This is a genomic window from Tenacibaculum aquaeponti (assembly GCF_052084715.1).
Lineage (GTDB): Bacteria > Bacteroidota > Bacteroidia > Flavobacteriales > Flavobacteriaceae > Polaribacter.
This window is the reverse complement of the sequence record NZ_CP197288.1, coordinates 3669389-3691675: the sequence shown is the minus strand read 5'-3', so window position 1 is coordinate 3691675 and position 22287 is coordinate 3669389. Positions and strand designations below refer to the sequence as shown.

General features: G+C 30.9%; 19 protein-coding genes and 3 tRNA genes. 8 read left to right on the top strand and 14 right to left on the bottom strand.

Translation table 11 applies throughout. The features are described from left to right. From gltB to ACSIGC_RS16785, 7 genes are all read right to left on the bottom strand, one after another. A complete protein-coding gene (gene gltB / locus ACSIGC_RS16815) occupies positions 1–4509 on the bottom strand; it encodes a glutamate synthase large subunit (protein WP_442265932.1) in 4509 nt (1502 codons plus the stop codon). Between the two features lie 162 nt (positions 4510–4671). Beyond that, entirely contained in the window at positions 4672–6006 is a 1335-nt protein-coding gene (locus tag ACSIGC_RS16810; RefSeq protein ID WP_442265931.1) for an ammonium transporter, read from the bottom strand. Positions 6007–6033: 27 nt separating this feature from the next. Next, positions 6034–7044, bottom strand: a complete 1011-nt coding sequence (locus ACSIGC_RS16805) for an outer membrane beta-barrel protein (RefSeq protein ID WP_442265930.1) — start codon at positions 7042–7044, stop codon at positions 6034–6036. Positions 7045–7434: 390 nt separating this feature from the next. After that, positions 7435–8550, bottom strand: coding sequence for a 3-isopropylmalate dehydrogenase (gene leuB / locus ACSIGC_RS16800; protein WP_442265929.1), 1116 nt, complete (start codon positions 8548–8550; stop codon positions 7435–7437). A gap of 15 nt (positions 8551–8565) precedes the next feature. Continuing rightward, positions 8566–9144 (bottom strand): 3-isopropylmalate dehydratase small subunit, encoded by a 579-nt coding sequence (gene leuD / locus ACSIGC_RS16795; RefSeq protein WP_442265928.1) that lies wholly within the window; start codon positions 9142–9144, stop codon positions 8566–8568. Then, the gene (gene leuC / locus ACSIGC_RS16790) at positions 9144–10526 is read right to left on the bottom strand and encodes a 3-isopropylmalate dehydratase large subunit (RefSeq protein ID WP_442265927.1); all 1383 of its coding nucleotides are present in this window, start codon (positions 10524–10526) and stop codon (positions 9144–9146) included. Before leuC ends, leuD begins: the two co-directional genes overlap by 1 nt. Beyond that, positions 10526–11701, bottom strand: a complete 1176-nt coding sequence (locus ACSIGC_RS16785) for a 2-isopropylmalate synthase (protein WP_442265926.1) — start codon at positions 11699–11701, stop codon at positions 10526–10528. The genes leuC and ACSIGC_RS16785 overlap by 1 nt, the downstream gene beginning before the upstream one ends. A 134-nt stretch (positions 11702–11835) precedes the next feature. On the opposite strand from ACSIGC_RS16785, the gene ACSIGC_RS16780 reads away from it, so the two are divergent. Then, the gene (locus ACSIGC_RS16780) at positions 11836–13380 is read left to right on the top strand and encodes a hypothetical protein (protein ID WP_442265925.1); all 1545 of its coding nucleotides are present in this window, start codon (positions 11836–11838) and stop codon (positions 13378–13380) included. A 51-nt stretch (positions 13381–13431) separates the two neighbouring features. Here ACSIGC_RS16780 and ACSIGC_RS16775 read toward each other — a convergent pair whose 3' ends face one another. Both ACSIGC_RS16775 and ACSIGC_RS16770 read right to left on the bottom strand, forming a co-directional pair. Further along, positions 13432–14325, bottom strand: a complete 894-nt coding sequence (locus ACSIGC_RS16775) for an MBL fold metallo-hydrolase (protein ID WP_442265924.1) — start codon at positions 14323–14325, stop codon at positions 13432–13434. Further along, the gene (locus ACSIGC_RS16770) at positions 14322–14756 is read right to left on the bottom strand and encodes a GNAT family N-acetyltransferase (protein ID WP_442265923.1); all 435 of its coding nucleotides are present in this window, start codon (positions 14754–14756) and stop codon (positions 14322–14324) included. The genes ACSIGC_RS16775 and ACSIGC_RS16770 overlap by 4 nt, the downstream gene beginning before the upstream one ends. A gap of 20 nt (positions 14757–14776) precedes the next feature. Between ACSIGC_RS16770 and ACSIGC_RS16765 the strand changes: the two genes are divergently transcribed. From ACSIGC_RS16765 to ACSIGC_RS16755, 3 genes are all read left to right on the top strand, one after another. Beyond that, on the top strand, positions 14777–15223 hold the full coding sequence (locus ACSIGC_RS16765) for a GNAT family N-acetyltransferase (protein ID WP_442265922.1): 447 nt from the start codon (positions 14777–14779) through the stop codon (positions 15221–15223). A 64-nt stretch (positions 15224–15287) separates the two neighbouring features. After that, a tRNA-Gly gene (locus ACSIGC_RS16760) sits at positions 15288–15360 on the top strand. 152 nt (positions 15361–15512) lie between these two features. Further along, positions 15513–15585, top strand: a tRNA-Gly gene (locus ACSIGC_RS16755). A 76-nt stretch (positions 15586–15661) separates the two neighbouring features. Here the strand turns inward: ACSIGC_RS16755 and ACSIGC_RS16750 are convergent. Further along, on the bottom strand, positions 15662–16312 hold the full coding sequence (locus ACSIGC_RS16750; RefSeq protein WP_442265921.1) for a rhomboid family intramembrane serine protease: 651 nt from the start codon (positions 16310–16312) through the stop codon (positions 15662–15664). Positions 16313–16400: 88 nt separating this feature from the next. Here ACSIGC_RS16750 and ACSIGC_RS16745 point away from each other — a divergent pair, with 88 nt between their 5' ends. Beyond that, positions 16401–17306 carry a lysophospholipid acyltransferase family protein gene (locus ACSIGC_RS16745; protein WP_442265920.1) on the top strand — a complete coding sequence of 302 codons (906 nt, stop codon included), beginning with the start codon at positions 16401–16403 and terminating at the stop codon, positions 17304–17306. Positions 17307–17918: 612 nt separating this feature from the next. Here the strand turns inward: ACSIGC_RS16745 and ACSIGC_RS16740 are convergent. The 4 genes from ACSIGC_RS16740 to ACSIGC_RS16725 all read right to left on the bottom strand — a co-directional run bounded on the left by ACSIGC_RS16740 (position 17919) and on the right by ACSIGC_RS16725 (position 20373). Next, a tRNA-His gene (locus ACSIGC_RS16740) sits at positions 17919–17994 on the bottom strand. Between the two features lie 54 nt (positions 17995–18048). Next, positions 18049–18765 carry a bacillithiol biosynthesis deacetylase BshB1 gene (bshB1, locus tag ACSIGC_RS16735; RefSeq protein ID WP_442265919.1) on the bottom strand — a complete coding sequence of 239 codons (717 nt, stop codon included), beginning with the start codon at positions 18763–18765 and terminating at the stop codon, positions 18049–18051. Beyond that, positions 18762–19220, bottom strand: coding sequence for an OmpA family protein (locus ACSIGC_RS16730; protein ID WP_442265918.1), 459 nt, complete (start codon positions 19218–19220; stop codon positions 18762–18764). Before ACSIGC_RS16730 ends, bshB1 begins: the two co-directional genes overlap by 4 nt. Before the next feature lies 1 nt (position 19221). Then, on the bottom strand, positions 19222–20373 hold the full coding sequence (locus ACSIGC_RS16725; RefSeq protein ID WP_442265917.1) for a trans-sulfuration enzyme family protein: 1152 nt from the start codon (positions 20371–20373) through the stop codon (positions 19222–19224). Between the two features lie 29 nt (positions 20374–20402). On the opposite strand from ACSIGC_RS16725, the gene ACSIGC_RS16720 reads away from it, so the two are divergent. The 3 genes from ACSIGC_RS16720 (at position 20403) to ACSIGC_RS16710 (ending at position 22207) form a co-directional block, all read left to right on the top strand. Further along, complete coding sequence (locus ACSIGC_RS16720; RefSeq protein ID WP_442265916.1) at positions 20403–21188, top strand: Rossmann-like and DUF2520 domain-containing protein; 786 nt, start codon at positions 20403–20405, stop codon at positions 21186–21188. Further along, a complete protein-coding gene (locus ACSIGC_RS16715) occupies positions 21181–21708 on the top strand; it encodes a KdsC family phosphatase (protein WP_442265915.1) in 528 nt (175 codons plus the stop codon). Before ACSIGC_RS16720 ends, ACSIGC_RS16715 begins: the two co-directional genes overlap by 8 nt. A 73-nt stretch (positions 21709–21781) precedes the next feature. After that, on the top strand, positions 21782–22207 hold the full coding sequence (locus tag ACSIGC_RS16710; RefSeq protein WP_442265914.1) for a DUF2147 domain-containing protein: 426 nt from the start codon (positions 21782–21784) through the stop codon (positions 22205–22207). Positions 22208–22287: the final 80 nt, after the last annotated feature.

Genomic DNA, 22287 nt, shown 5'->3' with positions numbered 1-22287 from the left:
CTATGCAGTTATTTTAGTTGTTTCTTCTTGCGCTATTCTTTCTAAAGCTAACCTATAATCTGTTGGGAATACTTTAATGAAATCCATTTTATTAACTTCCCATTCTTCTAATATTTTAACTCCTAAAGTACTATTTGTATACCCTACATGTTTCTGTATTAATTCTTTTAAATCTTTCTGATCTTCAGTTTCTAAATGAATCAACTCTACCATTTCTAGATTACACAACTCGTTTCTAAATTGATGAGATGGATCATAAACATATGCAATTCCTCCACTCATTCCTGCAGCAAAATTTCGTCCTGTTTTACCAAGTACAACAACTTTACCTCCTGTCATATACTCACAACCATGATCTCCAATTCCTTCTACAACGGCTGTGATTCCAGAGTTTCTTACACAAAAACGTTCACCTGCGACACCGTTTACATAAGCTTCACCTTTTACAGCTCCATAGAAACATACATTTCCAACAATGATATTATCTTCGGCAATAAAATCGGCCTCATCTGGTTTTTTTACAATGATTTTGGCTCCAGATAATCCTTTACCTAAATAATCGTTAGTTTCACCATTAACAACCATTTTTAAACCTTTTGTTGCGAAAGCACCAAAACTTTGTCCAGCAGAACCTTTAAATTGTAACGTTAAAGTGTCTTCTGGCAACCCTTCATCACCATGAAGTTTTGAAATTTCATTACTTGTTAAAGCTCCTACTGAACGGTTTGTATTTTGAATTTCATAAGTAAATTCTGATTTAATTTTATTTTTTATTGCTCCTTTAGCATCATCTACAATCTTAAGATCTAAAACTTTCTCTAGGCCATGATCTTGTTTTTCTGTATTGTATAAAATTGGATTCTCATTTGAATTCACTTTGTGAAGAATTGCAGAAGCATCTATTCCTTTTGCTTTATAATGATCTACAGCTTTATTTACATTTAACTTTTCAACCTGTCCTACCATTTCTTTGATAGATCTGAATCCTAAAGTTGCCATAATTTGTCGCACTTCTTCTGCTACGAAATACATGAAGTTAATTACATGCTCTGGAGTTCCTTTGAAGTTTTTACGAAGCTCTGGATCTTGCGTAGCAATTCCTACTGGACAAGTATTTAAATGACATTGGCGCATCATAATACAACCAGAAGCTACTAATGGCGCTGTTGCAAAACCAAATTCTTCCGCTCCTAACAAACAAGCAATAGCAACATCTCTACCTGTTTTTAATTGTCCATCACACTCTAAAACTACACGATTACGGAGATTGTTCATCACTAAAGTTTGTTGCGCTTCAGCAATTCCTAATTCCCAAGGTAAACCTGCATGTTTTAAAGATGTTAAAGGAGAAGCTCCTGTACCTCCATCGAAACCAGAAACTAAAATCACATCTGCTTTTGCTTTTGCAACTCCAGCAGCAATAGTTCCAACACCAACTTTAGAAACCAACTTTACATTAATTCTTGCTTCTCTGTTAGCGTTTTTCAAATCGAAAATTAGTTGTGCTAAATCTTCGATAGAATAAATATCGTGATGTGGTGGCGGTGAAATTAAACCTACATAAGGTGTAGAATTTCTAACCTCTGCAATCCAAGGCAGTACTTTTTTTCCTGGTAATTGTCCGCCTTCACCAGGCTTAGCTCCTTGAGCCATTTTAATTTGGATTTCCTTAGCATTTGTCAAATAATTACTTGTAACTCCAAATCTACCTGAAGCTACTTGTTTAATAGCACTATTCTTAGAATCGCCATTAGATAATTTCTTAAAACGCTCTTTATTTTCTCCACCTTCACCAGAATTAGATTTTCCTCCAATTCTATTCATTGCAATTGCTAAATTCTCATGAGCTTCTTGACTTATAGAACCATAAGACATTGCTCCTGTTTTAAATCGCTTAACAATTTCGGTCCAAGGTTCTACCTCTTCAATCGGAATAGGATCTAAGTTTACAAACTCAAACAAACCTCTAAGCGTCATTAATTCCTTAGATTGCTTATTGATTTTATCTGCATAAACTTTATAACTTTCCTTGCTTTTAGAACGAACTGCTTGCTGTAATTTAGAAACTGTAGTTGGATTAAACATATGACGTTCGCCATTTCTTCTCCAACGATAATCACCTCCAATTTCTAAATCTAAAACTGAATCGATATCTTTTTCTCTAAATGACTCTGTACATCTTTTATAAATCTCTTTTTGAAGCACATATAATCCAATCCCTCCAATTCTTGAAGGTGTTCCTGGAAAATACTTATCTGTAAATGTTTTCTTTAATCCTAAAATTTCAAATATTTGAGAAGCTCTATATGAATGTAAAGTTGAAATACCAATTTTATTCATAATTTTCAACAAACCTTTACCAATTGCTTTATTGAAATTTTTAACTGCTTTTCCTACTTGAATATCTGAGATTTCTCCTTTCTCTACTTGACGCGCTATAATTTCATTAACCATATACGGATTAATAGCACTTGCCCCATAACCAAACAAAGTTGCGAAATGATGCGGTTCTCTTGGCTCTGCACTCTCTATGATAATTCCAATTTTAGAACGTGTTCCTTTTCTATACATTGAATTATGCAGATAAGAACATGCTAATAATGCTGGAATTGGCGCCCATTCTTTATTCACACCTCTATCTGAAAGAATAATAATATTCACTCCTTCATCTTCAACAGCAACAGTTGCCTTATATAGAATTCCTTCTAATGCATTCTCTATACCATTAACACCTTTTTCTAAAGGAAAAAGCATAGGAATAGTTACTGCTTTAAAATCATCATGCTCTAAATTTTTAATCTTATCTAGATCTTCATTTGAAATTACAGGGTTTTGGATTCTGAGCTTCTTAGCTTGCTCTGGTATTACATGGAAAATATTTCTATCTGAACCTAATGCTAAACTAATATCTGTGATGATTTCTTCTCTAATTCCGTCTAAAGGCGGATTTGTAACTTGTGCAAATAACTGCTTGAAATAATTATAAAGTAATTGAGATTTATCTGAAAGCACAGCCAAAGGAGTATCAGTTCCCATAGAACCAATAGCTTCTTTACCATTAATAGCCATAGGTGCTATTAAATGATCTATCTCTTCTGTAGTATAACCAAATAAACGTAATCTTGTTTTGTAATCTGTTTTCTCTTTAGGTATAGAATTGTTTGTATAAGGTATATCTGCTAATGGTAGTGAATGCTCTTTTAACCATTCTTTATATGGATGTTTAGAAACAATTTTGTTCTTTATTTCTTCATCTTCAATGATTCTTCCTGCATTCATATCAACCAAGAACATTTTTCCTGGCTCTAATCTACCATGTTTAACTACGTTATCTGGTTTAATATTTAATACTCCAATTTCAGAAGACATAACCACATTACCTCTTTTGGTAACTGTATATCTTGATGGTCTTAATCCGTTTCTATCTAATAAAGCTCCAATATAATTTCCATCGGTAAAAGGAACAGAAGCTGGCCCATCCCAAGGTTCCATAATACAAGAATTATACTCATAAAATGCTCTTTTTTCTGCACTCATAGTAGTATCCTTTTCCCAAGCTTCTGGAACTAACATCATCATTACTTCAGGAAGTGATCTACCAGTCATTAACAACAGCTCAACTGCCATGTCCATGGAAGCAGAATCTGATTTTCCTTCCGTGATAATAGGAAATAACTTTTTCATATCATCACCGAATAAATCTGATTCCATTAACTCTTGACGAGCTAACATTCTTTTAACATTACCTTTTAGTGTATTAATCTCTCCATTATGACACATGAACCTAAACGGTTGAGCTAAATCCCATGAAGGGAAAGTATTTGTTGAAAATCGTTGATGTACTAATGCTAATCTAGTAACTAAATCAGGTTGTCTTAAATCGACATAAAAACGCCCAATATCTTCAGGCATTAATAATCCTTTGTAGATTAATGTAGTTGTTGATAAACTTGATAAATAGAAATAATTAGATTCAGAGATTTTTGATTTACCGATACTATGTTCGCTAATTTTTCTAGCTGCAAATAACTTCGCATTAAATTGTAAATCTGTTAAATCTTTATCTCCTTTGGTTACAAAAACCTGTTTAATCTTTGGTTGCGTTTTTGCAGCTATTGCTCCTAAATTAGACGTATCTACAGGAACATCTCTCCAGCCCAAAACTTTTAATCCTTGCTTTTTAAATTCATCTTCTAAAACAGTTTCACAATAACTGCTTTGATTGAATTTTCTTGGTAAGAAAACTTGTCCGACTGCATATTCTTTTATTTCTGGTAATTCGAAATCACATACTCTTTTAAAAAAGTCATGAGGAATATCTATTAAAATTCCAGCTCCATCTCCGGTTCTACCATCTGCACTAACAGCTCCTCTATGCTCTAATTTTATTAGAATTTCTAGAGCATCGTGTATAATTTGGTTCGATTTTTCACCCTTTAAGTTACATATAAATCCTGCCCCACAATTATCTCTTTCAAATTCACTTAAATATAAACCTTGATCTTTCATATAAAAAAATTGATTTGTTAGTTTGTTTATGTGTAATATGAGAAATGCATAAAATGAATTATACATTTCTCATTTAAGTAAAGCTTAATTGTGTTGTATTAGTTAATACATCAATCTTTTTTACTTCACTTTTAGATTTCATTTAATTATTATTAAACAAAATCATACAAGTTCTAATTCTTTTTCTTTCTTTTCTTCAAGGTATTCACTACCTCTATTTCTCTTACCAGGATATGCTAATGCACCATGTTCTGATAAATCTAACCCTTCTATTTCTTCTTTTTCTGTCACTCGTAAACCAATAGTTTTTTTGAGACCAAATAAAAACACAAAAGATGTTACCAAAGCCCAAACTGCATAAGCAACCGTACCTATTAATTGTGTTAAAAATTGCGTAGCTCCGCCACCGTTAAATAACCCAATACCAGTAGTTCCATCCACCCCCCATAATCCAATTACTAAAGTTCCCCAAGCGCCAACAACACCATGAACAGAAACAGCTCCAACAGCATCATCTATTTTTAATTTTTGCTCAATAAATTCCATAGAAAATACAACGATAACTCCTCCAATTAAACCAGCTAACACCGCTCCGCCTTCCGTCATGTTTCCACAACCTGCAGTAATACTTACCAAACCAGCTAAGGCTCCATTTAATGTCATATCTAAATTTGGTTTTTTATATTTCATCCAAGAAATAATTAACGCTCCTAAAGTACCTGCAGCTGCAGCTAAATTTGTTAACAAGACTACTTTTGCAGCTCCTACCGAATCATCACCTCCCCAAGCTAATTGAGAACCTCCATTAAAACCAAACCATCCGAACCATAAAATAAATACACCTAGAGTTGCTAATAATTTATTATGCCCCTGAATAGTAATAGCTTTACCATCTTTAGTATATTTTCCTAATCTAGGTCCAACTAAAATAGCAGCAATTAATGCAGCCCATCCTCCAACTGAATGTACAATTGATGAACCTGCAAAATCAATAAAACCTTGCTTAGCTAACCAACCATCTCCATTCCATTGCCATCCTCCTGCAATTGGATAAATTAATGCTGTCATAACTACAGAGAAAATGATATAGGTAGTATATTTTGTTCTACCTGCAATTGCTCCAGAAACAATCGTTGCTGCAGTAGCACAGAATACTGTTTGGAAAAATAAATCTGAAGGGTCTTGCTTATTGTAAAAAGCAAATCCACTCCATCCAATCCACCCATTTGTACTACCGTACATTAATGAATATCCAACAGCCCAAAACACAAGTGATCCTACTGCAATATCTAAAGCATTTTTCATTGCAATATTTACCACGTTTTTAGATCTTGTCATTCCAGATTCTACTAAAGTAAATCCAGCTTGCATTAAAAATACAAGTATACCAGACAATAGTATCCATAGCATAGATAAATCTCCTTTGATAGCCTCTACTTGCTTTGCTACATCTTGAACTACTTCTGGCTCTGCGATAGTTAATAAAAAGTCAGTCATAATAATATATAATTAAATCTTTGTTAGTTAAAATTTGTACACTGCTGCTAATGTTAAACCTGTAACATTTTCTTTTGTTCCAATTACTGGAACATCATCTGAAGTATCGAATCTTACTTCTCCTATTATCTTAAGTTTATCTGTTAATGATTGATTTGCAGAAAGAGTTAATGCTAAAACACTAGAATCTACACTACCTGCTGTAGTTGTAAAATATTCTGGTCTTAAACCTAAAGCAAAAGTCTCTGAAAATGAATTTTGTAAATACAATGCCGCTCCATAATATCCAGCATCTGCTTCACTTGAATTAGAATATGCTGCATTTATTCCTACATAAAAAGATTCTGAAGCATTAAAGCCTCCTGTATAATCGATAAAGAAAACATCATCTATTCCAGAAGTATCTACAGCTCCATAAACTATATTTAAGTATTGATCTTTATATCCTGCTTGAAAACCAAACTGAAAATCATTTGTAATATTAGTTCCTGCTGTTAATGCATGAGGATTTGTAACCGCTAACATAAAAGACAAATCTTCTGAAACTCGATAATCAGTTTTGATACCTGTGTGAGAAAATGGTCCTGCATTAAATAAATAAGAAACAGAATAATTAAAGTTATCAACTGGCGAAATCAATTCATATCCAAAAAATGTATTGAATTGTCCTAAAGAAATCGTGATTTTATCAGAAGCTTTATAATACACATATAATTGATTGATATTTCCTTCATATGCATTAGCTGCATTTGCTCTTGGTCCAAAAGCTAAGTCAGCTACAACACCTGCTTTTCCTAAGTCATAAGAAAAAATAGTATTTACCATTCCTAAACCAAAACCATGCGCGCCTTCTCCTGCGCTATTTGAAGATAAAACTCCAATAGTGCCTCGTGCATTGTCGGCTAAGTTTGTTGTTCCATAAACATCTACACTTCCGGTAATTGAAAAATTGTTCTTACTCTCTTTTTCTTGAGCAATAATAGTTACATGTAATAAACACGTTAAAATAAAAAGTTTTAGTTTTTTTACACTTGACATAATTAAAAATTTGAATCAGTTAATCGCCTACCAAAACTAAATACCAACAAGCAAAAAACAAAACCTAACCACCTGTAAAACAAACGAAAACGTTGTATTCAAAAAGTTAATAGTCAAAAAAAAACTGTTAAAAATAACAATACGATAATTCCAAATATTAAAAAGATATTGTAATTATGAAATACTTAAACGAAGTGATTGAAATTACGAATCTCATAAAAATGCATTTTTTTTAAAAAAAAATTAAAAAACAAAAAAATTCAACAATCAAATAATCAAAAACTTCATTTAAAATAAATAAAAAATATTTTTTTAACATAAAAATTAAAAATAACGCAAATAAAAAAGCACCCCAAATTTAGGAGTGCTTAAATTCAAAACAAAACTTAACTAAATTATAGTACTCTGTCCCATATGGACATTTGTAAAATTAATATTACTATCCTCCTGATTATGGATATAATCGGTTATAAAATCTCCAACTTTTGAGGTAGTAAAATCGTTCTCAGAATCAATATCCTGTGTTGTTATTCCTAATTCTAAAGACTTTTGTACAGCGTTTTCAATCACTGTAGCCTCTGTCTCTAAATCTAAATGTCTTAATAGCATTGCCGCCGATAAAATAGAAGCTAGTGGATTTGCTATATCTTTACCTTTTGCTTGCGGAAAAGAACCATGTATAGGCTCAAATAAAGCTGCTTTATCTCCTACTGAAGCTGAAGCTAACAAACCTATAGAACCTCCAATTACACTTGCTTCATCTGATAAAATATCTCCAAATAAGTTTTCTGTAAGAATAACATCAAACTGTTTTGGATTTAAGATTAACTGCATTGCTGCATTATCTACAAACATTGTATCTACTTCAACATCTGGATATTCTTTCGCTAAAGCTGTAATCGTTTTTCTCCATAATCGAGAAGTTTCTAACACATTGGCTTTATCGACTAATGTTAATTTTTTTCTTCTGTTTCTGGCTGATTTAAAAGCTAAATGTCCCATTCTCTCAATTTCTTCTACAGAATAAGAACATCCGTCAAAAGCTATCTTACCATCATCACTTAATTCTTTTATACCAAAATAAATACCACCAGTTAATTCTCGATAAATTTCAATATCTGTTCCTTTAATAATGTTCTCTTTTAAAGGTGAGTTTTTTATCAATGCATCATATGCTTTAACTGGTCTAATGTTACAATATAAACCAAGTTCTTTTCTTAATTTTAATAACCCTTGTTCTGGCCTTACTTTAGCTGAAGGATCATTATCATATTTTGGATCTCCGATAGCTCCAAATAAAATTGCATCACTTTTCTTACAAGAAGCTAAAGTTTTCTCAGGTAATGGGTTTCCTGTTTCATCTATAGCACAAGCTCCCATTAGTACCTCATCATACACAAAAGTATGATCGTAAACTTCACCAATAGCTTGTAATACTTTTTTAGCTTGATCTATTACTTCTGGACCAATACCATCTCCGGGAATTACTGTTATATTAAATTTCATATACTTGTATTCTTTTTACAACGATGTTTCGTATGCTTGTATTTCTTCTTTTTTACTAATTAAAAAGTCTATGTCATCATAACCATTTAATAAACACAACTTTTTATAGGGATTAATATCAAAATTTACCGTTCCAACTGTAGTTTTTAAACTTTGATTTTCAAGATCTATAGTTAATTCTGTATTAGGATTATTAGTTATTTCTTTTAATAAATCACTTAAAAATTGAGGAGTTACTTGTATTGGTAAAATCCCATTATTTAAAGCATTTCCTTTAAAAATATCAGCAAAAAAACTACTAATAACTACTTTAAAACCATAACCTGCTAAAGCCCAAGCTGCATGTTCTCTACTAGAACCACAACCAAAATTATCTCCAGCAATTAAAATACTTCCTTTGTAATTCTTATTGTTTAAAACAAAATCTTTATTTACACTTCCATCTTTATGGAACCTCCAATCTCTAAATACATTATCTCCAAAACCTTTTTTATCTGTTGCCTTTAAAAAACGAGCAGGAATAATTTGATCTGTATCAACATTTTCTACGGGTAACGGTACCGCTGTGTCTTTTAATATTTGAAACTTTTCCATTAGTTTAAATGTTCCGTTATATTAATTATTTTTCCTTCTACTGCTGTTGCTGCTGCAACTAAAGGACTTGCTAAAATTGTTCTAGCACCTTGTCCTTGTCTTCCTTCAAAATTTCTATTAGATGTAGACACGCAGTATTCTCCTTCTGGGATTTTATCATCATTCATTGCTAAACAAGCAGAACACCCAGGTTGACGTAATTCGAAACCTGCAGCTTCAAATATTTCTTGTAAACCTTCATCCTTTATTTGTTTAGCCACCTGTTGTGAACCTGGAACTAACCAAGCATTTACATTTTTTGCTTTTTGTTTTCCTTTAATAAAACTAGCAGCAACTTTAAAGTCTTCAATTCTTGAATTTGTACAACTTCCTATAAAAACATAGTTTATTGGCTTCCCTACTAAACTTTCTCCTTTTTTGAAATTCATATAAGACAATGACTTCTCGAAAGATTCATCGCTATTTTGCGGTATGCTTTCTGATATTTTAATTCCCATTCCTGGATTAGTTCCATAAGTAACCATGGGCTCTATATCTTCAGCATCAAAAGAATATTCTTGATCAAAAACTGCGTCTTCATCAGTCTTTAATGTTTTCCAATAATTTACTTTAGATTGAAATTCTTCGCCTTTAGGAGCAAATTCTCTTCCTTCAACATAATCGAAAGTAGTTTGATCAGGAGCAATCATACCTCCACGAGCTCCCATTTCAATACTCATATTACAAACTGTCATTCTACCTTCCATAGACATTTCTTCGAATACATTTCCTGCATATTCACAGAAATATCCAGTTCCTGAATTTGTTCCTAACTTAGATATGATATATAAAATCACATCTTTAGGTAATACTCCTTTTTTAAGTTTTCCGTTTACGCTAACTCTTAAACTTTTCGGTTTTTGAATCAACAAACATTGACTTGCAAAAACTTGCGCCACTTGGCTTGTACCTATTCCAAATGCAATAGTTCCAAAAGCACCGTGAGTAGATGTATGACTATCACCACACACCATTGTCATTCCTGGTTGTGTAATTCCTAATTCTGGAGCCATAACATGAACAATTCCATTGTATTTATGACCTAAACCATACAACGTAATATCATTTTCTTTACAATTTTTCTCTAATTGTTCTAATTGATTTCTGGATAAAGCATCTTTAATAGGTAAATGCTGATTTACAGTAGGTGTGTTATGATCTGCAGTTGCTACGATTTTATCTGGCCTTGCTATTGAAACCCCTCTTTCTTTAAGTTCATTAAAAGCCTGAGGACTTGTAACTTCGTGAATTAAATGCTTATCGATATATAATATTTGCGGACCATTTTCTATAGTATCTACTACATGTTTATCCCACACTTTGTCGAATAATGTTTTTCCCATTATGCGATTGCTATTTTTGAAATATTACTAACTTTTTTCATGATTAGATGAATGTCTTCATCTATTACTTCTTTTTGTTTATCAGCAAATTGCAAGAAAGTTTGATATGCTTTGTCTAACTGAACCTTAGTCAATTCATAACCAATTTTCTTAGCTCGGTATGCTAAAGCTGCTCGTCCACTTCTTGCTGTTAAAACTATTGCGCTTTCTGTTACTCCAACTTCTTCTGGATCGATAATCTCATAAGTTTCACGATTTTTAATCACTCCATCTTGGTGGATCCCAGAACTATGTGCAAATGCATTTGCTCCAACAATAGCTTTATTAGGTTGAACAGGCATTCCCATTTTTTCTCTCACCATTAAACTTGTATCATACAATAATTTTGTATTGATATCTGTATGAAGATTTAAATAAGGATGTTGTTTTAAAATCATAACCACCTCTTCTAAAGCTGTATTTCCAGCTCGTTCACCAATTCCATTAATTGTGCACTCTATTTGTCTAGCTCCGTTTACAACTCCTGAAATTGAATTTGCAGTTGCCAAACCAAGGTCATTATGACAATGACAAGAAATGATAACATCATCGATTCCTTTCACATTATCTTTTAAGTATTTTATTTTCGCTCCATATTCTTCTGGCAAGCAATATCCTGTGGTATCAGGAATATTTAAAACTGTTGCTCCAGCTTTAATTACAGCTTCACAAACTTTTGCTAAGAATTCATTTTCTGTTCTACCAGCATCTTCTGCATAAAACTCAACATCATTCACATACTTTTTGGCATGAGAAACAGCTGCAATTGCTCTTTCAATTACTTGCTCTCTAGTACTATTAAACTTATGTTTTATATGAGAATCACTTGTACCTATACCTGTATGAATTCTAGGTTTTACTGCATATTTTAATGCTTCAGCTGCAACTTCAATATCTTTTTGCACAGCTCTTGACAAACCACAAACTGTAGCATTTTTAACTATTTTTGCGATTTCATTCACTGAATTAAAATCACCAGGACTTGAAATTGGAAATCCAGCTTCTATAATATCAACCCCCATGCTATCCAATCGTTCAGCTATTACTAGTTTCTGATTAGTATCTAACTTACAGCCTGGCACCTGTTCTCCATCTCTAAGAGTGGTGTCAAAAATTTGGATTTTATTATCTTTCATTGTAACTAATAGTTGTTATTATCTAACTCAAATTTATATATTGGCTTTAAAATCTCTTTTGATTTCACCCATATCTTTACGATATCAAAAGAGACTCCAATAAAACACTATACACTCATTATCAATACATTAAAATGAATAATTTTACAAAAGCTAATCAAAATCTAGATGCTTTATTTGCCTTAATTCAATCTTTAACAAAGTCAGAAAAAAGGCAATTCAATTTATATATTGGTAGATTAGAAGGAAATAATCATGCAAAATTTTTCTCTTTATTTAAGTTTTTAGAAAAACAGAAAAAATATGATGAAAAAGCTATTATTAATAGTGGTATTGTTAGTAAGCAACAACTATCTAATTTAAAAGCACATTTATACAAACAAATTCTAACGAGTTTACGTATGAATCCATCTCATAAAAACTTACGAGTTCAAATTCGTGAGCAACTTGATTTTGCTACAGTTTTATATCAAAAAGGGTTATACAAACAAAGTTTAAAGCTTTTAGATAAAGCTAAAATTCTAGCAATTGAAAATGAAGAAAAAAATGTTGCCTATGAAATTGTTGAATTAGAAAAAGTAATTGAAAGTCAATACATAACTCGAAGTATTAGTACCAGAGCTGATGAACTTACTATACAAGCAAAAGAACTAAGTCAACAAAATGTAATTACAAGTAAACTTTCTAATCTTTCATTACAATTGTATGGAATTTTATTAAAAACTGGTTATGTTAGAAATGACGAAGAATTACAAAAAATAAATGATTACTTTAATGCAAGACTGCCAAAAATCGATTATAATTCACTTGGCTTTAGAGAACGCTTATGGCTTTATAAAGCACATCTTTGGCGTTGTTTTTTAACTCAAGATTTTTTGAATGGATATAAGTACGCTAGTAAATGGGTTTCTCTTTTTAGAGAATATCCGAAAATGATTGCCACAAACCCTGTATTTTATCTGAAAGGAAGAAATTATTTATTAGAATCTCTTTTTTTCACAAGGCATAAAAATGAATTTAATAAAGAATTAAATTTATTTGAAATAGAGATAAAAAACAATCAAATTCCTGTAAATAGTAATACAGAAATTTTAATTTTTCAATATTTCTATGCTAATAAGTTACATAAACATTTTTTCGAAGGAAATTTTAAAGATGGAGAATATTTAATTTATGAAATAAATGAAAAAATAAAAAAATTTAGTAAGAGATTAGATAAACACCATATTATTCAATTTTATTATAAGATTGCCTGTTTATATTTTGGTATGGGTAACAATAAAATGTGTATTGAATATCTCACCAAAATTATTGAAGCCAAAAAGCTTTATGTTGGAGAAGACTTACAGTGCTTTGCTCGAATTTTAAACTTGATTGCCCACTATGAATGCGGTTTAGATTATCATTTAGAAAAACAATTTAAAGAAACATACAAATTCTTATTAAAAATGGAAAATCTACAAGAAGTTCAAAAAGTTTTTATTGAATCTATTCGTTCTTTAGGAGATTTATATCCACATCAATTTAAAAAAGAATTTCAAAAAATCCACACAAAACTAAAAGCTTTTGAGCATCATCCGTATGAGAAAAGAGCTTTCTTATATCTAGATATACTTTCTTGGCTAGAAAGTAAAATTGAAAATAAAACAATAGCAGAAATCATACAAAATAAAAAGTAGAGTGTATAAAACACTCTACTTCACTCCAAATAAATGAACTTTTAAAAATTATTATTTAGATGTTAAACTTTTATATATAGTTTCTCTAATACCTTCACTAGTTATAAACCAATCTCCATATTTCAAGTCATCATACTCTTTGGTAATTGAAATATCATTTTTAACCTCTTCTACTGTTTTCCCTTCATTTATTTTATTCTGTACTCTATCTCTTAACGTAACTAACATATTCTTGTAAGCTAGTAATTCATTTTTATTAGATATTTCTCTATGTCCAGGGATGATGACTGTTGTATCATCTATCATTAATAATGCTTTTTCTGCTGAAGCTATATAACCTTCAATACTTCCGCCACTAGTTAAATCTATATAAGGATATTTACCTTGAAAATAGGTGTCTCCCATATGCAACACATTACTTTTTGTGAAATAAATATGTGCATCTCCATCTGTATGCGCTTCATGAACATGAGATATTAAAACATCTTCTCCGTTGAAATGAACCATCATATCTTCGGTAAATGTTATAACTGGCAAAGCTTCTTTTGGTGAAGCTGGTTTAGTTTTACCTCTAACTACACTTTCCATCCCCATTCTTTTTCTTACATTTTTGTGAGATATAATTACAGCTCCCTCTTTGCTCATATTTTGGTTACCACCAGTATGATCGCCATGCCAATGCGTATTAATTAAATATTTAACGGGCTTATTTGTAATTTTTTTAATCTTTTTTAGAATTTTTGGCGTTAAGTGTGCGAATTGATCATCGATCATAAAAGCTCCATCTTCACCAACAAAAAGACCGATATTACCTCCTTGTCCTTTAAGCATGTATATACTTTCCGTTATTTTGATTGATTCAATTTTAACCTCTCTTTTTTGAGCGAAATTTGTAAAAACACTCGTTAATAAAAAGAAAAAACTTACTTGTCTAATTAATTTCATTTAGTTATTGATTTATACATTTTAAAATGTGGTCCTGCTTTGTTAATAAACTTTTCTCCAATGATTTCAAAATTGTTTTTTTCATAAAACTTAAGAGCAACCTCTCTAGCGTTACACCATAGAAAATCAATTTTTTGTTTTTCTAACTCATTAGTCGCAAAACCTAACAATAACTTTCCAAAACCTTTCCCTCTTCCCTCTATAGAAGTTGCCATGCCTCGTAATTGATAATGATTTCCTTTTAAATCTTCTAAATTATTCTTCATAAAGGTTCCAATACAAACTAATGTATCCTCTTCATAAACACCTAAATGAAATGTAGTTTTATCTAAATCGCCTTCAAATTCATAAGGAAGATCTATGTTTTTTCTTAAAATTTCTTTTCTTAAGAAATAAGTTTCCTCCGCTTTAATTCTTTTTACTAAAACCATTACTTTTAACAGAAAAATAAATGAATATATCTTTTAATACTATTGATAAAGACAATATACTAAGTATTTTTCCTTTACTTTCTAAAATTAATACTAAAACACCTCCTGATTTATTAAAAAATAGAATCATAGAAATGGGAAATTGTCCAAATTATGAGTGTGTAGCTGTTTTTGATGATAATGAGCTCATCGGAGTTTGTGGTTTATGGTATTCTACTAGGCATTATTTAGGTAGAAGTGTTGAACCTGATCATGTAATTATTTCTGAAACTTACAGAGGTAAAGGTTTAGGAAAACTTTTTTTCGAATGGATTTATGAATACACCAAGCAAAAAGGATGTGAAGCTATGGAATTAAATACTTATAGTACTAATACTAAGTCTCATAAATTTTATTATAATGAAGGATTTAATATTTATGCTTTTCATTTTGCCAAAATCTTAAGGGAAGATCAAAAATTTTATTAGATTTTTTCTTTAAAAATTTTGTCAGAAACTAAAAAGCTTCTATATTTGCACCCGCAATACCAATGCGGGAGTAGCTCAGTTGGTAGAGCGTCAGCCTTCCAAGCTGAATGTCGCCGGTTCGAACCCGGTCTCCCGCTCAAAAAAACCGAAATATTAGTTTCGGTTTTTTTTATTTCTACACCCCTCATTTCTAACCTCATATATAAAAACACTTTTTTTTACAAATATTCTACAAATAATTGTTTGCATAAACGAAAAAGGTTTCTATATTTGCACCCGCAATACCAACGCGGGAGTAGCTCAGTTGGTAGAGCGTCAGCCTTCCAAGCTGAATGTCGCCGGTTCGAACCCGGTCTCCCGCTCAAAAAAAACCGAAACATTAGTTTCGGTTTTTTTTATCTAATTATATTTCTATTAAGTTAATTTCAGCACCTCCCTTTATACTTTTTTATCTATTTTACCTCCAAACAAAAGAAAAACCAATATAATCCCTCCTAGCAATAATAACATCTTAGGATTATTATGAATTACACTAGGCTTTAGTAACAATGTTATCACAAAACCTCCAATAGCGCCTCCTAAATGCGCTGAATGACCAACATTACCCAATTGTTTTTTCATTCCGTATATAGAATACAACAGGTATCCTATACCCAAAGCATAAGCCGGAAAACTAAAAAACGGAAAAAATATAAAACTATATAACTTTCCAGGAAACAAAAGAATTGAAGCGAACATAATTCCTGAAACCGCACCAGATGCTCCAATAGCAGAATAATAATAGTTCTGCTTATTTCTATACAATGTATATAAGCTCCCAAATAAAAGACTAACCAAATAAATTAAAACAAACTTTGTATTTCCAAACCGTATAGCAACTCCACCGCCAAACAAATACAAAGCATACATGTTAAACCCTAAATGCACCCAATCTGCATGTAAAAAACCTGAAGTTAGCATTCTAATTTTTTCTCCTTCGAGAATTTTACCAACTTGAAATTTAAATTTATTAAAGAAAGCTTGATCATCAAATCCTTTAATTGAAGTCAATACATTGACCAAAATTAGCCCTAAAATTACTTTATTCATAAGTAGATATATATTCACAAACTTAATGAAAAGTTTGGTTTCACTAATTTTACATTTTAAATACGATATTTGCACAAAATTTTACTGAATGAAATATATTTTATTCCTTATTATCTACCCTATCGTTTGGTGCTTATCAAGACTACCAATGCGTTTACTATATATGCTTTCTGATTTTCTATTTTTCTTAGTTTACTATGTAGTAGGATACAGAAAAGACGTTGTTTACAACAATCTAAAATTAGCTTTCCCCGAAAAAACAGATAAAGAATTAAAAATATTGCGTAAAAAAAGTTTACGCCATTTTGGCGATTTTATAGTTGAAAGTATTAAAGCTTTTTCTTTAACAGAAAAACAAGCTCGAAAAAGATATAAATTTGTTAACCCAGAAGTTTTAAATAAAGTTGGTAAACAAGGAAAAAATATAATTCTAACTGGAGCTCACTTCAACAATTGGGAATGGTCGGTATCTATGCCATTGGTTAGTGATGTTCAAATTTATGGAGCCTATACAACAATCAAGAATCCTTATTTTGAAAAATTTGTAAAAAGCTCTAGAACAAAATTTGGTTTAATTGCGTACAAAACAAAAGACACCGTACCTAATATGGTAAAAAATATCAAAAACGGTAATATAGGAGCATACATTTTATTAAGCGATCAATCTCCTGTGCTTCAGAAAACCTATTACTGGCAAAAGTTTTTTGGTGTTAAAGTACCCGTTCATACAGGTGCAGAAATTTTAGCTAAAAAATTCAATATGGCCGTAGTTAATTACACTACAAAAAAAATCAAAAGAGGGTATTATGAAACCACTTTTGAATTAATTACCGATACTCCTAAGAAATATGAAAACTATCAGATTATCGACAAATACCTTAAAATAACTGAAAAATCTATAAAGGAACAACCCGAGAATTATTTATGGACTCACAAACGTTTTAAACATAAAGATAAATACGATATGTGGGTTGAAAAATTCAAAAGAGAATAGAGTAATATTCACACTCTTAACCTGAGAAATAAAAAAGAGACTTATTAAAGTCTCTTTTTTCATATATGTACCAGCACTCTCGTTTTATCAAGATTCTTCATGCACTGGACTTGACTTGAGGTTACATATTTTAAAATAAAGATATCCGTACAAACTTCATATTCATTTCTAATACCTCTATAACATAGATAAGTTCTTTAAAAACATAATCAATCAAAATTCAATTATAAAAACCACAATAATGATTCCTTTTTAATGAACTTACTTACAAGTACAATATTAAAGACAATTATTTATTTACAAAAAATAGAAATACCCTGAATTTTATCTCAGGGTTTACCCTTAGAAGTTTTTTTTTACTACTACAAACTGAAAGCAGTTTAACACTTTTTTCATATTTTTTAAAACTAGTATTAAACATCTGGATTACAAATCATTTTTTTTGACCTATTACTCACAAATTAAACTTCTATCTTTTTTTGAACTTTATAACTCTAAAAAGGAGTAATCATGACATTTTCTTGACACATTAGCTGACACGAAAAACACAAAACACAAAAATTTATTGAAACAAAAAAAAAGAGTCCAGTAAATACTGAACTCTTAAATTATGGGTGAAAGACCGGGTTCGAACCGGCGACCTCCGGAACCACAATCCGGCGCTCTAACCAACTGAGCTACAATCACCATTTAACTAGCGGGTGCAAATATATAACTTTTTTAAAGTATGACAAAATATTTTTTAAATTAATTTACTTAAATTTTCTACAGCAACATATCTTTCTACTGTAAACCCTTCTGCATAGTCTACTCCTATTAATCTTCCTAAGTCTTTTGCACGATACTCAACACTCTCAGTGAAGTTCTTACTAGTAATCGGAGTTTCAGGCTCTTTACTATTTGGATCAAAAAATTGAGAGCTGTAAGCTAATACAGAAGCTACTTTTTTATCCATAAATCCAGTTACATCTACAACAAAATCTGGTTCGATATTTTTCCATTGGATATAATGATAAACTTGTTTTGGCCTCCATTTTTCTTGCTGTTTTCCATCTAATGTTGTTTCTATTTTTAACAAACCACTTAAAAAACACGCATCAGAAACCAATTGACTTCCTTTTGGATGATCAATATGACGATCATCTATAGCATTACATAAAACAATTTCTGGCTGATACTTTCGAATCATTTTGATAATTTCTAACTGATGTTCTTTATCATTTTTAAAGAAACCATCTGCAAACGCTAAATTTTCTCGAACAGAAACTCCTAAAATCTCTGCAGCTTTAGCGGCTTCTTCATCACGTAATTCAGCAGAACCTCTTGTTCCTAGTTCTCCTCGTGTTAAATCTACTATTCCTACTTTTTTTCCTAAAGAAATTTCTTTTGCTATAGTTGCAGAACAACCTAATTCTACATCATCTGGATGCGATCCAAAAGCTAATATATCTAGTTTCATTTTTTACTTTTCTTTAATTGTTTGATTTCTTCTTCACTAACTTCTTTAATTTGAATTCTTCTATTTTTATATCTTTCAGCCCTAGTATGTGCATGACAACAAGGGAACAATTCTCCTTTTCCTATTACAGTAAACCTTGAAGTATCTAGTCCTAAATTAATCAAAGTCCTTTCAATCATACCAGCATTTTTTTCGCTTAACAACTGATTTTCTTCTTTCAAACCATCTCTGGAGGTATGGCACTCCAATAAGTAATATTTATCATTGTTTTTGATGTAAAGAATAATTTCTTTCATCGCTTCTAAAGAGCCTCTTTTAAAATACAATTCTTTGTGTTGAAAATAAATTTTCTTTGCTAAGCTATCTAAATATTTATCTTCTTTTATCCTTTTTTGTGCTTCTACTCTGTAACTAGCAAATATTAGGTATAAAAAAAATAAAACTTTATTAATCATCTTATAATTTATCTATAGCTTGTTCTATATCTGCAATTAAATCTTCTACCTCTTCTATTCCAACAGAAAAACGAATTAATCCATCTTTAATTCCCTGATTTGCTCTTTCTTCTGGAGTTAATAATGCATGTGAAGTTTGTGTCGGACTTAACAAAGTACTTTCTACTCCAGCTAAACTCATAGATGGTTTTATTAACTCTAAATTACGTTGAAATTGCATAGCGTCTAAATTCGATTTTAACTCGAAAGACAACATTCCACCAAATCCTTTCATTTGACTTTTAGCTAATTCGTGATCTTCGTGAGATGTTAACCCTGGATAATATACTTTCTCTATATTCGGATTTTGCTCTAAATACTCTGCCATTTTCATCGCATTTGTATTCTGATGATTTACACGTAAACTCATTGTTTTCATACTTCTTTCTAACATCCAAACTGTGAAATCACTTAAACTTCCACCAAAGTTCTTAGCAATATTCCAAATTTTATCAACATGTTCATTAGAAGCTGCAATCGCTCCGGCTAAGATATCTGAATGCCCACCCATATATTTTGTTGCTGAATGAATCATAATATCAATTCCAAAATCTACAGGAGTTTGATTTATTGGAGAAGCAAACGTATTATCGATCATCGTTATGATTTCATTTTTCTTTGCTAATTCAGCAACCGCTTTTATATCTACAACTTTTAGTAACGGATTCGAAGGAGTTTCAATAAAAATCACTTTTGTATTTGATTTAATTTCCTTCTCAAAATCTTCAATTTTTAAACTATTTGTAAAAGAATATTCTATACCGAATTTATCAAATTCTTCAACAACCAAATTATAAGTTCCTCCATACAAAGTCTGCTGTAAAACAACATGATCTCCTTTGTGTAAAAAAGCAAACATAGCTGTACTAATTGCAGCCATTCCAGAACCAAATATTAAAGCATTTTCCGTTTTTTCTAATGCTGCTATCTTTCTACATAAAGCTTCTTGATTTGGTGTATTGAAATATCTCGGATATCTTTTTATATCTACATCATAAAATTGATATGACGATGATAAATAAATTGGTGAAACGGCTCCTTTGAATTGTTCGTCTTTAACTTCACCTACGTGCGTACAAATTGAATTTATCCCTAGTTTTTTATTTGAATCCATGTTGAAAAATTTAGCTCCTAAATTACTAAATGCTTTCCATAGCTTCAAATAATTTCAATATCTTCGCTACTATGATTTCTGTAGTTATTATAGGGGGAGGAAACGTTTCTCATCATCTTTCACAAGCTTTTTTAAATTGTAATGATGTTGAATTGAAACAATTGTACGCCAGAAATATAAATTCGATTATTGAATTTCAAGATCGAGTTTCTATCACTGATAATATCACGTTGCTAACTGATGCAGATGTTTATATTATTGCAGTATCAGACGATGCTATAGCTGAAGTTTCTCCTCAACTACCTCATCATAAACTAATTGCACACACTTCTGGTAGTGTTCCTATGAACACTCTTGCAAATAATGGTAAAAAAGGAATTTTTTATCCTTTACAAAGTTTTTCAAAAAATAAAAAAGTAGACTTCTCCTCTATTCCTTTATGTATAGAGGCAGAAAATGAAACTGATTTTAAATTGTTAGAGCAACTTGCTTCTTCTATTTCTGAAAAAGTATATTCTATTACTTCTGATCAGAGAAGTAAATTACATGTTGCAGCTGTATTTGTAAATAATTTTACCAATCACATGTATAAAATTGGGAATGATATTTGTAAGTCATACAATGTTCCTTTTGAAGTATTGTTACCTTTAATTAAAGAAACAGCTTTAAAAATAGAAGAAGTTAAACCAGATTTAGCACAAACCGGACCTGCAAAAAGGAAAGATAAAAAAACTATAGAACGACATTTAGAATTATTGGATTCTAATCAGAAAGAAATTTATCAATTAATAACAAAATCAATCCAAAATGGATAAAAGCTATAAAGAACTTTTTAACGATGTAAACACCTTTATTTTTGATGTTGATGGTGTACTAACTAACGGTATAGTTACTGTTTTTCCGAACGGAGAATTAGTTCGTCAAATGAATATTAAAGACGGTTATGCTCTAAAAGCTGCTGTTAAAGCGGGATATAGAGTTTGTATTATTTCTGGTGGAAAGAATGAGGGAGTTCGTACTCGTTTAGAAGGTTTAGGAATTACTGATATTTATTTAGGTGCTCACAAGAAAATTGATCAGTATAATGAATTGGTTGAAAAATATAATTTACAATCAGAGAATGTTTTATACATGGGAGATGACATACCAGACTTACCCGTAATGGAAAAAGTTGGAATTCCTTGTTGTCCTAGTGATGCTGTTAGGGAATTACAGGCAATATCTGTTTATATTTCTGATAAAAAAGGTGGTGAAGGTTGCGTTAGAGATGTTATAGAACAAATAATGCGCCTACAAGAAAAATGGCACGATAATTTCGATGCTAAATACGATTAAATAACATTTGTTATTTTAAACATGATGTAAAATCATAATTTTTGCTTTAGAACAAATTAAATACAGATTACATATGAGAAAAGTAATATTTACATTTTTATTAGTTGCAATTTCAACTTCTATTAATGCTCAAAGCATTTTTGGTAAATGGGAGAATAGAGATGAAGAAACTGGTAAAGTTGATAGTGTTATTGAAGTATACGAAAAAGATGGTAAAGCTTTTGCTAAAATTATTGAAATCACTGATTCTGAAAGACAAACTGCTGTTTGCGATAAATGTAGTGGTAAAAATAAGAATCAACCAATTTTAGGAATGAATATCTTAACTGGATTAGAAAAAGACGGTGATGAATGGTCTGGTGGGAAAATCTTAGATCCAAAAAATGGAAAAAAATATAAATGTTTTATCAAATTAGAGGAAGTAGATAAACTTAAAATTAGAGGTTATATAGGTTTTTCTTTACTAGGTAGAACAGCGTATTGGTTTAGAAAAAAATAAATCAATTTTTGAAGTAAATTTCTCCGAGGCAAGCCATCGGAGCATTTTAAAGAAATACGTTTTTAAACTTTAATCATTTA

Bases quoted from the DNA above. Each gene is read 5' to 3' on its own strand.
- gltB (WP_442265932.1), bottom strand. From the start codon at position 4,509: ATGAAAGATCAAGGTTTATATTTAAGTGAATTTGAAAGAGATAATTGT.
- ACSIGC_RS16810 (WP_442265931.1), bottom strand. From the start codon at position 6,006: ATGACTGACTTTTTATTAACTATCGCAGAGCCAGAAGTAGTTCAAGAT.
- ACSIGC_RS16805 (WP_442265930.1), bottom strand. From the start codon at position 7,044: ATGTCAAGTGTAAAAAAACTAAAACTTTTTATTTTAACGTGTTTATTA.
- leuB (WP_442265929.1), bottom strand. From the start codon at position 8,550: ATGAAATTTAATATAACAGTAATTCCCGGAGATGGTATTGGTCCAGAA.
- leuD (WP_442265928.1), bottom strand. From the start codon at position 9,144: ATGGAAAAGTTTCAAATATTAAAAGACACAGCGGTACCGTTACCCGTA.
- leuC (WP_442265927.1), bottom strand. From the start codon at position 10,526: ATGGGAAAAACATTATTCGACAAAGTGTGGGATAAACATGTAGTAGAT.
- ACSIGC_RS16785 (WP_442265926.1), bottom strand. From the start codon at position 11,701: ATGAAAGATAATAAAATCCAAATTTTTGACACCACTCTTAGAGATGGA.
- ACSIGC_RS16780 (WP_442265925.1), top strand. From the start codon at position 11,836: ATGAATAATTTTACAAAAGCTAATCAAAATCTAGATGCTTTATTTGCC.
- ACSIGC_RS16775 (WP_442265924.1), bottom strand. From the start codon at position 14,325: ATGAAATTAATTAGACAAGTAAGTTTTTTCTTTTTATTAACGAGTGTT.
- ACSIGC_RS16770 (WP_442265923.1), bottom strand. From the start codon at position 14,756: ATGGTTTTAGTAAAAAGAATTAAAGCGGAGGAAACTTATTTCTTAAGA.
- ACSIGC_RS16765 (WP_442265922.1), top strand. From the start codon at position 14,777: ATGAATATATCTTTTAATACTATTGATAAAGACAATATACTAAGTATT.
- ACSIGC_RS16750 (WP_442265921.1), bottom strand. From the start codon at position 16,312: ATGAATAAAGTAATTTTAGGGCTAATTTTGGTCAATGTATTGACTTCA.
- ACSIGC_RS16745 (WP_442265920.1), top strand. From the start codon at position 16,401: ATGAAATATATTTTATTCCTTATTATCTACCCTATCGTTTGGTGCTTA.
- bshB1 (WP_442265919.1), bottom strand. From the start codon at position 18,765: ATGAAACTAGATATATTAGCTTTTGGATCGCATCCAGATGATGTAGAA.
- ACSIGC_RS16730 (WP_442265918.1), bottom strand. From the start codon at position 19,220: ATGATTAATAAAGTTTTATTTTTTTTATACCTAATATTTGCTAGTTAC.
- ACSIGC_RS16725 (WP_442265917.1), bottom strand. From the start codon at position 20,373: ATGGATTCAAATAAAAAACTAGGGATAAATTCAATTTGTACGCACGTA.
- ACSIGC_RS16720 (WP_442265916.1), top strand. From the start codon at position 20,403: ATGCTTTCCATAGCTTCAAATAATTTCAATATCTTCGCTACTATGATT.
- ACSIGC_RS16715 (WP_442265915.1), top strand. From the start codon at position 21,181: ATGGATAAAAGCTATAAAGAACTTTTTAACGATGTAAACACCTTTATT.
- ACSIGC_RS16710 (WP_442265914.1), top strand. From the start codon at position 21,782: ATGAGAAAAGTAATATTTACATTTTTATTAGTTGCAATTTCAACTTCT.